Genomic DNA, 13,234 nt, shown 5'->3' on the forward strand with positions numbered 1-13,234 from the left:
GGCCGGGGCGGCGGGGGCTTCGGCGACCGGCGCCGGGGCGGCCGCGGGCTCGGCGGCCGGAGCCGCGGCGGCTGCGGGCGCACCCGTGCCGTCGTCGATGACGGCCAGTTCGGCGCCGACCTCGACGGTCTCGTCCTCGGCGACCTTGATGGCCGAGAGGATGCCGGCTGCGGGGGCCGGGATCTCGGTGTCGACCTTGTCGGTCGAAACCTCGAGCAACGGCTCGTCGGCCTCGACTCGCTCGCCCTCGGCCTTCAGCCAGCGGGTGACAGTGCCCTCGGTGACGCTCTCGCCGAGCGCCGGAAGGGTTACGGAAACCGACATGGTTTCAGTTGCTCCTTACGAAAGTGCGGAAGTAGGTCGGTCGTCGCGCCCGGTCGACTGATCAGTCGTGGGAGTGCAGGGGCTTGCCGGCCAGGGCCAGGTGGGCCTCGCCGAGCGCCTCGCTCTGGGTCGGGTGGGCGTGGATGAGCTGCGCGACCTCGGCGGGCAGCGCCTCCCAGTTGTAGATCAGCTGGGCTTCGCCGACCTGCTCGCCCATACGGTCACCGACCATGTGGACGCCGACCACGGCACCGTCCTTGACCTGGACGAGCTTGATCTCGCCGGCGGTCTTGAGGATCTTGCTCTTGCCGTTGCCCGCGAGGTTGTACTTCAGAGCGACGACCTTGTCCGCGCCGTAGAGCTCCTTGGCCTTGGCCTCGGTGATGCCCACGGAGGCGACCTCGGGGTGGCAGTACGTCACCCGCGGGACACCGTCGTAGTCGATCGGAACGGTCTTCAGACCGGCCAGCCGCTCCGCCACCAGGATGCCCTCGGCGAAGCCGACGTGGGCGAGCTGGAGCGTGGGGGCCAGGTCGCCCACGGCCGAGATGGTCGGAACGTTGGTCTGCATGTACTCGTCGACGAGGACGTAGCCGCGGTCCGTCGCGACGCCGGCCTCCTCGTAGCCCAGGCCCTGCGAGACCGGGCCGCGGCCGATGGCGACCAGCAGGACCTCCGCCTCGAAGGTCTTGCCGTCGGCGAGGGTCACGCGGACGCCGTCCTGCGTGTACTCGGCGCTCTTGAAGAACGTACCGAGGTTGAACTTGATGCCGCGCTTGCGGAAGGCGCGCTCAAGAAGCTTCGAGCTGTTCTCGTCCTCGACCGGGACGAGGTGCTTCAGGCCCTCGATGATCGTGACGTCGGTGCCGAAGGAGGTCCACGCCGAGGCGAACTCGACGCCGATGACGCCGCCGCCCAGCACGATCGCGGACTTCGGGACGCGGTCCAGCTTCAGCGCGTGGTCCGAGGAGATGATGCGGTTGCCGTCGATCTCCAGACCCGGCAGCGACTTCGGCACGGAGCCGGTCGCGAGCAGCACGTGGCGGCCCTGGACGCGCCGGCCGTTCACGTCCACCGAGGTGGGGGAGGAGAGCCGTCCCTCACCCTCGATGTAGGTGACCTTGCGCGAGGCGATGAGACCCTGCAGACCCTTGTACAGGCCCGAGATCACGTCGTCCTTGTACTTGTGGACGGCCTGGATGTCGATGCCCTCGAAGGTGGCCTTGACACCGAACTGGTCGGCCTCGCGCGCCTGGTCGGCGATCTCGCCGGCGTGCAGCAGGGCCTTCGTGGGGATGCAGCCGTTGTGCAGGCAGGTGCCGCCGACCTTGCCCTTCTCGATCAGAGCGACGTCCAGGCCCAGCTGCGCTCCGCGCAGGGCCGCGGCGTAACCGCCGCTACCACCGCCGAGGATCACTAGGTCGAAAACGGTGCTGGCGTCGTTCGCCACGTCACGTCCTCCATGCATGTGCGCCGTATGCCGGGCCCCGTCGCTGGGGGATGACCGGCCGGTCGGCTGGTGTTCGGCCGCTTTGATATTCGGCCCTGTGGTGGGGGCCCTGTCCTGCCGAGAACCCATCTTCGCACTTGTTGACGGTGGGCGGGACGCGGGGCCCGGGTCTGAGACGGATGATCAACCGTCTCGGGTGGTTACCGCTGCGTAGAAAAAGGATAGGCGCGTAGCGCGGTTCGGAAGGGCGGTGGTGGGAGACGGGAGGGCGTACTGATTCCGTCGAGAGCGAAACCGGCCGGATCCGTGCCGCGATGCCGGCAAGGGGAACACGGACGGCCCCGGACGTATGCCCGGGGCCGTCCACCAGCTGCGACGTCAGCCGAGGTCTCCGGCCGCGGTGCGCTCCGCCAGCTTCACCAGCGTGCGGACCGCGGAACCGGTGCCGCCCTTCGGCGTGTAGCCGTACGGCGCGCCCTCGTGGAAGGCCGGGCCCGCGATGTCCAGGTGCGCCCAGGCGATGCCCTCGCCCACGAACTCCTGCAGGAACAGACCGGCCACCAGGCCGCCGCCCATCCGCTCGCCCATGTTGGCGATGTCGGCGGTCGGGGAGTCCATGCCCTTGCGCAGGTCGGCGGGGAGCGGCATCGGCCAGGAGGCCTCGCCGACCTCCTCGGCGATCTCGTGGATGGAGGCACGGAAGGCGTCGTCGTTGGCCATGATGCCGAAGGTGCGGTTGCCCAGGGCCAGCACCATCGCGCCGGTCAGGGTCGCCACGTCGACGATCGCGTCCGGGTTCTCCTCGGAGGCGCGGGTCAGCGCGTCGGCGAGGACGAGCCGGCCCTCGGCGTCCGTGTTGAGGACCTCGACGGTCTTGCCGCTGTACATGCGCAGCACGTCACCGGGGCGGGTGGCGTTGCCCGACGGCATGTTCTCGGCGAGCGCCAGCCAGCCGGTGACATTGACCCGCAGGCCCAGACGGGCGGCCGCGACGACGCTCGCGAACACGGCGGCGGCGCCGCTCATGTCGCACTTCATCGTCTCGTTGTGACCGGCCGGCTTGAGCGAGATGCCGCCCGAGTCGTAGGTGATGCCCTTGCCGACGAGGGCCAGGGTCTTCTCCGCCTTCGGGTGCGTGTAGGCGAGCTTCACCAGGCGCGGGCCGTGGGTCGAGCCCTGGCCGACGCCCAGCAGGCCGCCGAAGCCGCCCTTGACGAGGGCCTTCTCGTCGAGGACCTGCACCTTGATGCCGTGCTCCTTGCCCGCGGCGGTGGCCACGGCGGCGAAGGACTCGGGGTACAGGTCGTTCGGCGGGGTGTTGATCAGGTCGCGGGCGCGGTTGATCTCCTCGACGATCGCGAGCGCGCGGTCCGCGGCCGCCTTGAACGCCTTGTCGCGCGGCTTGGCGCCGAGCAGGGCGACCTCGGCGAGCGGCTGCTTCGGGCCGTTGCCGTTCTTCTTGTCCTTGGGCGCCAGCTTGTTCTCGCCGCCCTGGTACGCGGTGAAGGCGTACGCACCGAGGAGCGCGCCCTCGGCGATCGCCCCGGCGTCCTCGACGGAGGCGATGGGCAGCGCGAAGCCGGCCTTCTTCGAACCGGCCAGGGCGCGCGCGGCGGAGCCCGCGGCCCTGCGCAGCGCCTCGGCGTCGTACGCCTCGTCCTTCTCCGGGACGGAGCCGAGGCCGACCGCGATGACGACCGGGACCTTGAGGCCGTCGGGGGCGGGGAGCTTGGTCACCTCGCCCTCGGCACCCGCGGCGCCCAGGGCCCCAAGGACGGTGGCGAGCTTTCCGTCGAACGCCTTGTCCACGGTCTCGGCGCCCGGTGCGAGAACCAGGTCCCCAGACTTGGATCCAGCGCCCTTGGCGACGCCGACGACGAGTGCGTCGGCGCGCAGCGTCGCCGCACCGGCAGTGCTGAGAGTGAGAGCAGTCACGGTGGTGAAATCTCGCTTCCGTTGAGTTCGTTGTCGGTCGATGGGTGGGCCGACCGTGCCCGGCGCATCGTAGACGCCGCCGCAATGTGCCGGGAATGAGCCTACGCGCGCCTTTGCTGCGGTATCACGGCGGCGGGCCATCGGTGGCCTGTTACGGCGGCCCGGGACAGGGGCCGGGAGCGGCCCGGGGCCGGGTCCGTGCGGCCGGAACGGGCCGTGGACGTAGGGTCGTTGGTGGTGTCGGACCAACAGGGGGAGAAGACCATGCGCGCCCGAGGGGCTGCACTCGTGCGGGGAACGGACCGGGCGCTGCCCGTGACCGTACTGATGCTGCTGGCCCTGCTGACCGGCTGCACCACGGTTGCGGAGCCGGCTTCGAAGGGCCGCTGGCGGCCGGAGCCGGGCATCGGCTGGCAGTGGCAGCTCTCGGGCCGGCTGGACCCCACGCTGGACGTCCCGGTGTACGACATCGACGGCTTCGACCACAAGGCCTCGGCCGTCGCCGATCTGCACCGCCGGGGCCGCAAGGTGATCTGCTACCTCTCCACCGGCGCCTGGGAGGACTTCCGCCCCGACGCCGGGAAGTTCCCCGCCGCGATACGGGGGAGGAGCAACGGCTGGGAGGGGGAGTACTGGCTCGACATCCGCCGTACGGACATCCTGGAGCCGCTGATGGAACGCCGGATCGCGATGTGCGCGAAGAAGGGCTTCGACGCGGTCGAACCCGACAACATGGACGGCTACCGCAACCGTACGGGCTTCCCGCTGACCGCCGCCGACCAGTTGCGCTACAACCGGCTCGTCGCCCGTATCGCCCACCGCCACGGACTCGCCGTCGGCCTGAAGAACGATCTCGGCCAGATACCGGAGCTGGAGCCCGACTTCGACTTCGCGGTCAACGAGCAGTGCGCGCAGTACCGGGAGTGCGAGTCCCTCACCCCGTTCGTGGAGGCGGGCAAGGCCGTCTTCCACGTGGAGTACGAGCTGCCGGTCACCCGGTTCTGCGCCGCGTCGAAGCGGCTGGGGCTCAGCTCGCTGCGGAAGAAGTACGAACTGGGCGTGTGGCGCCAGGAGTGCCCGAAGACGCCTTCCCGGCACGGTACGGCCGGATCGGGCTCCGAAGCCGACAGGTCCTAGGGTCTTTTGTTCGGAACGGGCCGGATCACCGGATCAAGGGAGCGGCTGATGTCACCGCGGTGCCGTGCGTCGCAAGGCGGAGGACGGAGGCGGATGGGGTCTCCCCTGCTCGCGAGCGGCGTCGAGGGCTCGGGGAAGGAGCGTCGGCGACTGACGACAACGCGGCGAGGCGCGACACCGGGGCACGCGAGCCCGGCGTGATCCGAACGAGAGGCCCTAACCGAGCGCCAGCACCACCAGGGCCGCCGTCGCCGCGGTCTCCGCCAGTGCGCCGAAGACATCGCCGGTCACCCCGCCGAAGCGGCGCACGCAATGCCGCAGCAGGAGTTGGGCGGCGCCGAGGGCGAGCAGTGCGGCGAGGGCGTGGTGCAGCGCCCCGTAGCCGCCGAAGAGCGCACCGGCACCCGCGCAGGCCGCGACCACGACCGCCCCGGCCACCACCGCGGCCCGGACCGTGACCGTCCCCGCCACCGCCGCGCCCAGCCCTTCCGGACGCGCCGCCGGCACGCCCTGACGGGAGGCCAGGGTGAGCGCGAGCCGGGCGGTGACCGCCGCGACGGCCGCCGCCACCGCGCCGCGCGCCCAGCTCTGCCCGTACAACTGGTCGAGGACCGCGACCTGGGCCAGCAGCACGAACAGCAGGGTGATCACCCCGAACGGCCCGATGTCCGACTGCTTCATGATCCGCAGGGCGTCGTCGGCGGGCCGGCCGCTGCCCAGGCCGTCCGCGGTGTCCGCGAGGCCGTCCAGATGCAGACCCCGGGTCAGCGCCGCGGGCACGGCGGCGGAGGCGACCGCGGCGAGCAGCGGACCGGAGCCGAGCAGCAGCAACAGGCCACCGGGCACCGCCGCGAGGAGCCCCACGACGAGACCGGCCAGCGGTGCGCACAGCATCCCGGCGCGGGCGGTACCGCGGTCCCAGCGGGTGACGCGGACGGGAAGCACGGTCAGGGTGCCGAAGGCGAAGCGCAGGCCGTGGAGGTTCAGGGAGGTCACGGCGCGCAGGCTAATCGCTGTGACGGACCGATAGATTGGTCATAGCACGACGGATCATGACGAAAGCGGCTTATCGGGAGTGAGTGGCATGGGTCACTGGTTCGAGGTGAACATCGTCGAGCCGGGGAAGCTGCCGTTGCTCCTCGCCCTGGCCGCCTTCGTGCTCACCTTCGCCGTCACCCGGTTCATCACCCGGATGATCAGGGCGGGGAAGGGGCCGTTCCGCAACATCACGCCCGGCGGAGTGCACGTCCACCACGTGGTGCCCGGTGTGGTGCTGAGCGTCATCGGCGGCTTCGGGGCGGTCGCCAGCGGGCACCACGGCATCACCGCGATGGTCTGTGCGGTGATCTTCGGTATGGGTGCGGGTCTGGTGCTGGACGAGTTCGCCCTGATTCTCCATCTCGACGACGTGTACTGGACCGAGGAGGGCCGGCAGAGCGTGGAGGTCGTCGTCCTCACCGCGGCGCTGGTGCTGCTGGTCCTGGCCGGATTCTCGCCGCTCGGTGTGAACGAGCTGAGCAGTGAGGAACAGCAGAGCAGGCTCGGGGTCGTCCTGACCCTGATCGTCAACTTCTGCTTCGTGCTGATCGCCCTGTTCAAGGGGAAGGCGCGGCTCGCGGTCGTCGGCACCCTCGTCCCGTTCGTCGCGCTGATCGGGGCGATCCGGCTGGCCCGGCCGACCTCGATGTGGGCGAAGCGCTTCTACCGCAACCGGCACCGCGCCCGTGCCCGGGCGGTGCTGCGCGCCTACCACCACGATGTGCGCTGGGCGGGCCCGCGCCGCAGATTTCAGGACCTCATCGGCGGGGCGCCGGACCGGGTCCCGGCCCCCGGACGCAAGCCCTGATCGTGGCGGCGCGCGTACCGGCGCCGGTTCCGGCCGACCGTGACGGCGCACAGCACGAGCACCGCGGCGATCGCCGCCAGATGCTCCTTGCCGGCCAGGTTGTTCTTGGCGATCACCTCGACCACCATCGCCGCGATCACCAGCGCACCGGTGACCCAGGCCCGGTAGAGGCAGCACACGTAGACGGCGAGACCGACCACCGCCGCCGACGGGCCGGTGTCGACGATCCGCGCGTCGGAGGCGGGCAGCCCGAACAGCCCGTCCGGGCCGAGCACGACACCGATCCGCGCGTACAGCGTCCCGGCCAGCGTCGCGACGTACGCGATGAGAAGCGTGCGCCACCGGCCCAGACAGATCTCGGCTGTCCCGAACACCACCAGGATCTGCACCAGCGCCCCCCACACCGGCAGGTCCGGCGCCGGTACGAACAGCGACAACGGGGTACGCAGCAGGGCATGCCACAACGGATCCTCGGCCCGCACGGCTCCGAGCCCGCGCACCGCCCCGGCCCCCCACGGCTGGTTCTGCACCGCATGGAGCAGCGCCGTCAGACAGACCGCGGCGAGCGTCAGGGGGACCGCCCGCAGCCGGGAGGTGGTGAGCCCCGCGCGTACGGTGGTGAAGAGCGGACCCCATTCGCGGCGGGCCGCCCCGCTCAGCGCGCGTACGACACTCATCCACCGGCCCCGAGATGCGAGCGGTGCAGCCACTTGGGCAGACCGGGCGCCTCCAGGAACCCTTCGGCACGCCCCGCGGCGAGGCCGATGCGCAGCAGGTCGGAGCTCTTCTCGAAGAGCATGAAGCGTGGCTCCCAGATCGGCCGGTACTTGGCGTTGGCGCGGTAGAGCGACTCGATCTGCCACCAGCGCGAGAAGAAGCTGAGCATGGACCGCCACAGCCTCAGCACCGGTCCGGCGCCGAGCCGTGAACCCCGCTCGAAGACGGACCGGAACATCGCGAAGTTCAGCGAGACCTGGGTGATCCCGATCTCTTCGGCGCGCTGCAGGAGTTCGATGACCATGAACTCCATGAGGCCGTTCTCGGAGTCGCGGTCACGGCGCATCAGGTCCAGCGAGAGGCCGTTCGGCCCCCACGGCACAAAGCTCAGTACGGCGCGCAACTCGCCCGGCGCGGTGCCCTTCGAGGCGGGGGTGCTTCCTGCTTCGGCGGCCACGGCGCCACGGCCGGCGATCGCGGCGCCACTTCCGGTGGCCGCGGGGCCCTCTTCGGTGGGCGCGCCGGTCTTCCCGGCCGGGGCGTTGCGGCACTCGAGCATCACGCACTGGCCGTCGGCCGGATCGCCGAGCCGGCCCAGTGCCATGGAGAAGCCGCGCTCGGTCGCCCCGTCGCGCCAGTCGTCGGCACACCGCACCAGTTCGGCCATCTCGTCGTCCGGAATGTCGGCGTGCCGGCGCACGGTCACCTCGTACCCGGCGCGTTTGATCCGGTTGTACGCCTGGCGGACGGTCCGCATCGCCCGTCCTTCGAGGGTGAAGTCGGCGGTCTCCACGATCGCCTCGTCGCCCAGCTCCAGGGCGTCGAGGCCGTGCCGCGCGTAGACGGTGCCGCCCTCCTCGCTCACCCCCATCGCCGCCGGGATCCAGCCGTGCTCGCGGGCCTCGGCCAGCCACGGCTCGATCGCCCCGGGCCATGCCTCCGGATCACCGATGGGATCACCGGAGGCGAGCGAGACCCCGCCGACCACCCGGTAGGCGACGGCGGCCTTCCCGGTCGGCGACCAGATGACGCTCTTCTCCCGGCGCAGCGCGAAGTAGCCGAGCGAGTCCCGCTCACCGTGCTTGTCGAGCAGCACGCGCAGCCGGGCCTCGTCCTCGGGGGTGATCGGGTCGACGGCCCGGCGGGCCCGGAACGCCGCGTACACGACGGCGATCAGCAGCAGGGTGGAGAGGATGTTGATGCTGACGTTGACCCAGCCCGGCGTGGTGATCCCGGGGTAGTTGGTGTCGTTGTCGGTGATCGAGATCAGCCGCAGGGTGCCGTAGCGCCAGCGGTCCAGGAAGGTCGAACGGAATTCGTCGTGCGCGGTGTTGGTCAGGGTGACCAGGCCCGCGGCGATCAGCGAGGTGGCCAGCAGCCCGCCGACCGCGACGACCGCGGCCAGCTTCGGATTGGACCGGTCGCCCTTCGCGTAGAACTCACGGTGGCCGAGGGCCAGCGCCAGGACGAAGGCGGCGGTCAGTGTCAGCGAGATCCAGTTCTGCGGGTACTGCCGGACCTCCGGGAACGGGATCACCAGGACGAAGAGCAGCAGCAGCAGACTGCTCACCACCATGTTCACGATCCAGGCGGCCCGCTTGCGGCGGCGCATGGTGATCGCGAGGAAGAGTGCGACCACCCCGGAGGAGAAGCCCGCGGTGAGCAGGTACGGGGTGAAGTAGTTCGCGGTGTTGTGGCGGCGCAGGTCGTTGCCGAGAGTGACCCAGACGGCACTCAGGAAATTGATGAACGACACGACACGCAGGTACCAGATGGCGAACGCGGCACAGCGGCGTGACCGGACGGTGCTCGGTGCCCGGGTGCTGCCCCGCCCGGATTCCTCGGTGGCCAATCGGACCTCTCCCATAAAAAGCGATCATATGGTGCATCGCGCCCCATGAGGGGACCGTGCTGCGGCCGGTGTCCGACGGACCGCAGCCGTGCCGGGTCCGTCAGCCGTCGGTCGCGTCGCCGTCCGCGTCGCCGTCCTCGGCCGGTTCGCCGACACCGTCCTTCTCGTCGGCGACGGGTGGGCGCTCCGGCAGCTCCGCCGCCAGCGCGGCAGCGGCACGAACGAGCGGAAGCGCGAGCAATGCCCCACTTCCTTCTCCCACGATGACGCCGTGGTCCAGCAAGGGGTTGAGTGCCATCCGGTCCAGGGCTTTGGCCTGTGCCGGCTCGCCGCTCGCCTGACCCGCCAGCCACCAGTCCGGCGCCCGGAAGGCCGCCCGCTGACCCACCAGCGCACAGGCCGCCGAGACCACACCGTCCAGAATCACCGGCAGCCTGCGCACCGCGCACTGCAACAGGAAGCCCGTCGTCGCCGCCAGATCCGCGCCGCCCACCGTGGCCAGCAGTTCCAGCTGATCACCGAGGACCGGCCGGGCCCGGCGCAGCGCGTCCCGGATCGCCGCACACTTGCGCATCCACGCCAGATCGTCGATCCCCGCGCCACCGCGCCCGGTCACCACCGACGCGTCCGTGCCGCACAGCGCCGCGATCAGCGTGGCCGCGGCCGTCGTGCCGCCGACGCTCAGATCACCGAGCACCACCAGATCGGTGCCCGAGTCGGCCTCCTCGTCGGCGATCGCCATCCCCAGACGTACCGCCTGCTCGGCCTCCTCGGCCGTCAGCGCGTCCTCGATGTCGATCCGGCCGCTGCCGCGCCGCACCCGGTGACGTACCACCGGCTCCGGCAGCAGCTCCGGGTCGCAGTCCAGTCCGGCGTCGACGATCCGTACCGGTACGGAGAACTGACGGGCCAGCACGGCGAGCGGGGTCGCGCCGTCCAGCGTGGCCCGCACCAGCTCGTACGCGCTCCCGGCCGCGCGCCCGGAGACGCCCAGTTCGGCAACCCCGTGATCAGCGGCGAAGAGCACCACGCGCGGCTGCGTGATCGCCTTGACCGGTACGGACTGCTGGGCGGCCGAGAGCCATTCGCCCAGCTCGTCCAGGCGGCCGAGGGCGCCCGGAGGAACGACCAGGCGCTCCCGGCGTTCCTCGGCGTCGCGCCGTACGCCGCCGTCGGGGCGTTCGATCAGATCGGAGAAGTCGTCCAGATTCACGGGGGTCTGCCTCGCGGGTCGATACGTGGAGTGGGCCGGTGAGCCCGGCGGCGGGCTCACTGCGGAACAGTACCCGCAGCGTTTCTGACACCCGGTCAGTGCGGGGATCCGTATCCGAACCGCAGCTGCGTCAACGCGGGCGTCAGGGTCCGCAGCCCCGGCAGCAGCGACTGGAGCCGGATCAGCTCGCCCATCGCACCCCGCCCGCGCGGCAGCCGCAGCGCCCGCACCTCGGTGATCGCCGGGTGCGCACTGCGCAGCTTGTGCCGCTCGCCGGGGTTCATCGCCCAGCGCATCGGCGGAATGGTCATCCCGCCGACCTTCGACCTGCCGACCACCGTGCCCCTGGCCAGCCAGCGCGCCATCGTGTCCAGGACGAGGACGCCGCCGGGCAGCCGTTCGGCGCAGGCCGCCAGGATCCTCCGTACCTCCGCGGGGGGCAGGTACATCAACAGCCCCTGCGCCGTGACGACCACGCCGCGGGCCTCCGGGTCCTCGATCTCGTCCAGCCAGGACAGATCGGTCGCCGAGCAGGCCAGGGTGCGCAGCCGTCCGGAGGCGGGCAGGAGTGCCTGCCGTAGCTCGGCGACCTCCGGAAGCTCCACGCTCAGCCAGTTCAGCCATCCGTTGTCGACCCGCCAGAAACCGGTCTCCAGGCCGTCGCCGAGCGCGACCACGGTGGCCTGCGGACGGTCGGCGAGATACTCCTGCACGGCCACGTCGAAGCAGCGGGAGCGCAGCCCCTGGGCCTGCGAGTGGAACGCGTTCGGCTGCCCGAACCGCTCCTCGAAGGGGTAGTCCAGATCCTTCATCAGGCGGAGCGCCATGGGATCGTCCAGCACCGGATAGCGCTGCCCCGCCTCGTACGCCCGGTTGTAGAGCGTCCACAGCAGGGTCTCGGGAACCCCGCTCAACATCGGTCGCCTACGTGCCATGCCCGCTCCTCCTGTTCCCGCGATTGCGTTCCCGTCGTGCTTCGTTCTCGCGTCGTCGTGCGCGCGGCCCGGTCAGCCGCGCAGCGTCAGCACCTGTCCGGCCACCACCAGCAGCACCTGTTCGCACTCGTCGGCGAACGCGGCGTTCAACCGGCCCAGTTCGTCCCGGAACCGTCGCCCGGCAGCCGTCGCGGGCACCACGCCCGAGCCGGTCTCATTGGTCACGGCGACGATCGTGCGCCGCGTCCCGCGCACCGCGGCGACCAGCTCGGCGGTCCGCTCCCGCAGCGCGTTCTCGCCGCCGCCCGACCACGCCGCGTCGTCCCAGGCATGCACCCGGTCCATCGCGTCCGTCAGCCACAGCGACAGACAGTCGATCAGCAGCGGAGGCCCGTCCGACTCCAGCAGCTCCACCAGCTCACAGGTCTCCTCGGTGCGCCAGGCGGCGGGCCTGCGCTCCCGGTGCAGCCCGATCCGGGCCGCCCACTCCGCGTCCCCTTCCCTGCCGCCACCGGTCGCCACGTACACCACCTCGGGGAACGTCTCCAGGCGCCGCTCGGCCTCCACCGACTTACCCGACCTGGCACCGCCCGTCACCAGCGTGCGCCGGGGTGCCTCCAGCGCCGCGTGGTACTCGCCCACCACCAGCGTCGTCCCGTCCGGCACGGTCCGCGCGCCGGCCGCCGCGAGCCGCCGGCCCAGCTCGGCGCCGGGCGGCGCGTCATGGTCCAGGTGGACGGCGATTATCTCGGTGGTGGGTCCGATCGCCTCGACGGCCCGCAGCCGCGCCACCGCGTCCGGCCGCCCGACCACGTCGCCGACGACCATGTCGTACGGCCGCGGTGCCCGGTCCGCGAGACCGGAAGGTGCGGCACCCGGCGGCAGGTAGAGCAGGTGTACGCCCTCCGGCGACGTCACCTCGTAGCCCGTGCCCGGCGCGTCCATCGCCACCGCCCGCACCCGGTGCCCGCTGATCAGGGTCAGCTCCTGGCCGTCCGGCACCCGTCCTGCCGAAGGCAGCCCGGGGGGCAGCTCCACGGCGGGCCCGTCGTGCGGATGGGTGAGCAGCACCTGCCGTACGCCGGTGAGCGAGTGCCCCGCGCGGGCCGCGGCGAACACGGCGCCCGGGGTGAGATCGAGCAGCAGCGCGTCGTCGACCAGCAGCGCGGTCGCGGCCCGCGTGGCCGTCCCGCGGGCGGCGGCGCAGGCGGCGCAGGGACATTCGGGGCGCGGCAGCCCGTCGGGGGCTCCGGTGCCGAGCAGAGTCAGTTCCACGCCTCCGATCCTCCCGCGTCCGCGCAACCGGTGCGCGACTTGGGGGCGTCCGGGCACGCGCAGGGCCCGTACCGGCACTGGTCGTAGGCACTAGGCTGCGGGCAGCGAAGCGACCCAGGAGGCGGACATGGCATGGACGTGGCGGTTCGAGAAGTCCGACGGTACGGAGACGGAGCCGGCCCTGCAGCCGGAGGAATTCACTACGCAGGGTGACGCGGAGTCCTGGATCGGCGAGTACTGGAAGGAACTCCTCGACGGCGGGGCGGACCAGGTGACGCTCTTCGAGGACACGACCAAGATCTACGGCCCCATGAGTCTCCAGGCCGACGAGGGCTGATCTCCAGGTCCCCCGCGCGTCGGGCGAGGGCTGATCTCCGTGTCCCTGCACGCGTCGGACGAGGGCTGATCTCCACGTCCCGCGCGCGTCAGCGGTACGGGCTCAGGGGCCGGGCACTGTGCCCGCGCGGTCGAGGCCCCGGCCCGTACGCCGATGTCTCTGCCCGTACGGGCAGAACCAGGCCGTGACCGGCAACCGTCGCCGGTCACGGCC

12 protein-coding genes are annotated in these 13,234 nt (G+C 71.5%); 3 read left to right on the forward strand and 9 right to left on the reverse strand.

What is annotated here, in order from left to right; translation table 11 throughout:
- The 3 genes from ACFU8Q_RS31605 to ACFU8Q_RS31615 form a co-directional block, all read right to left on the reverse strand.
- A partial coding sequence (locus ACFU8Q_RS31605; protein WP_384460496.1) for a biotin/lipoyl-containing protein occupies positions 1–324 on the reverse strand: 324 nt, incomplete at its 3' end.
- A 61-nt stretch (positions 325–385) separates the two neighbouring features.
- Positions 386–1,774 (reverse strand): dihydrolipoyl dehydrogenase, encoded by a 1,389-nt coding sequence (gene lpdA, locus ACFU8Q_RS31610; RefSeq protein WP_384460499.1) that lies wholly within the window; start codon positions 1,772–1,774, stop codon positions 386–388.
- A gap of 378 nt (positions 1,775–2,152) precedes the next feature.
- Positions 2,153–3,709, reverse strand: a complete 1,557-nt coding sequence (locus ACFU8Q_RS31615) for a leucyl aminopeptidase (protein ID WP_384460502.1) — start codon at positions 3,707–3,709, stop codon at positions 2,153–2,155.
- Between the two features lie 264 nt (positions 3,710–3,973).
- Here ACFU8Q_RS31615 and ACFU8Q_RS31620 point away from each other — a divergent pair, with 264 nt between their 5' ends.
- Complete coding sequence (locus ACFU8Q_RS31620) at positions 3,974–4,846, forward strand: endo alpha-1,4 polygalactosaminidase (protein WP_384460505.1); 873 nt, start codon at positions 3,974–3,976, stop codon at positions 4,844–4,846.
- Between the two features lie 216 nt (positions 4,847–5,062).
- Here the strand turns inward: ACFU8Q_RS31620 and ACFU8Q_RS31625 are convergent, their stop codons facing one another.
- Positions 5,063–5,842, reverse strand: coding sequence for an adenosylcobinamide-GDP ribazoletransferase (locus tag ACFU8Q_RS31625; RefSeq protein WP_384460508.1), 780 nt, complete (start codon positions 5,840–5,842; stop codon positions 5,063–5,065).
- 88 nt (positions 5,843–5,930) lie between these two features.
- Between ACFU8Q_RS31625 and ACFU8Q_RS31630 the strand changes: the two genes are divergently transcribed.
- On the forward strand, positions 5,931–6,692 hold the full coding sequence (locus tag ACFU8Q_RS31630) for a hypothetical protein (protein ID WP_384460511.1): 762 nt from the start codon (positions 5,931–5,933) through the stop codon (positions 6,690–6,692).
- Here the strand turns inward: ACFU8Q_RS31630 and ACFU8Q_RS31635 are convergent.
- From ACFU8Q_RS31635 to ACFU8Q_RS31655, 5 genes are all read right to left on the reverse strand, one after another.
- Entirely contained in the window at positions 6,635–7,369 is a 735-nt protein-coding gene (locus ACFU8Q_RS31635) for a hypothetical protein (protein ID WP_384460514.1), read from the reverse strand. The two genes, ACFU8Q_RS31630 and ACFU8Q_RS31635, sit on opposite strands and share 58 nt — an antisense overlap.
- The gene (locus ACFU8Q_RS31640; RefSeq protein WP_384460517.1) at positions 7,366–9,276 is read right to left on the reverse strand and encodes a phosphatidylglycerol lysyltransferase domain-containing protein; all 1,911 of its coding nucleotides are present in this window, start codon (positions 9,274–9,276) and stop codon (positions 7,366–7,368) included. The genes ACFU8Q_RS31635 and ACFU8Q_RS31640 overlap by 4 nt, the downstream gene beginning before the upstream one ends.
- A gap of 85 nt (positions 9,277–9,361) precedes the next feature.
- The gene (cobT, locus tag ACFU8Q_RS31645; RefSeq protein WP_384460521.1) at positions 9,362–10,474 is read right to left on the reverse strand and encodes a nicotinate-nucleotide--dimethylbenzimidazole phosphoribosyltransferase; all 1,113 of its coding nucleotides are present in this window, start codon (positions 10,472–10,474) and stop codon (positions 9,362–9,364) included.
- Between the two features lie 95 nt (positions 10,475–10,569).
- Positions 10,570–11,409 (reverse strand): class I SAM-dependent methyltransferase, encoded by an 840-nt coding sequence (locus ACFU8Q_RS31650; protein ID WP_384460525.1) that lies wholly within the window; start codon positions 11,407–11,409, stop codon positions 10,570–10,572.
- 72 nt (positions 11,410–11,481) lie between these two features.
- The gene (locus tag ACFU8Q_RS31655; protein ID WP_384460528.1) at positions 11,482–12,684 is read right to left on the reverse strand and encodes a bifunctional adenosylcobinamide kinase/adenosylcobinamide-phosphate guanylyltransferase; all 1,203 of its coding nucleotides are present in this window, start codon (positions 12,682–12,684) and stop codon (positions 11,482–11,484) included.
- Between the two features lie 127 nt (positions 12,685–12,811).
- Here ACFU8Q_RS31655 and ACFU8Q_RS31660 point away from each other — a divergent pair, with 127 nt between their 5' ends.
- Positions 12,812–13,021 carry a hypothetical protein gene (locus ACFU8Q_RS31660; protein ID WP_384460531.1) on the forward strand — a complete coding sequence of 70 codons (210 nt, stop codon included), beginning with the start codon at positions 12,812–12,814 and terminating at the stop codon, positions 13,019–13,021.
- Positions 13,022–13,234: the final 213 nt, after the last annotated feature.

Source organism: Streptomyces sp. NPDC057543 (assembly GCF_042801895.1).
Classification (GTDB): Bacteria; Actinomycetota; Actinomycetes; order Streptomycetales; family Streptomycetaceae; genus Streptomyces.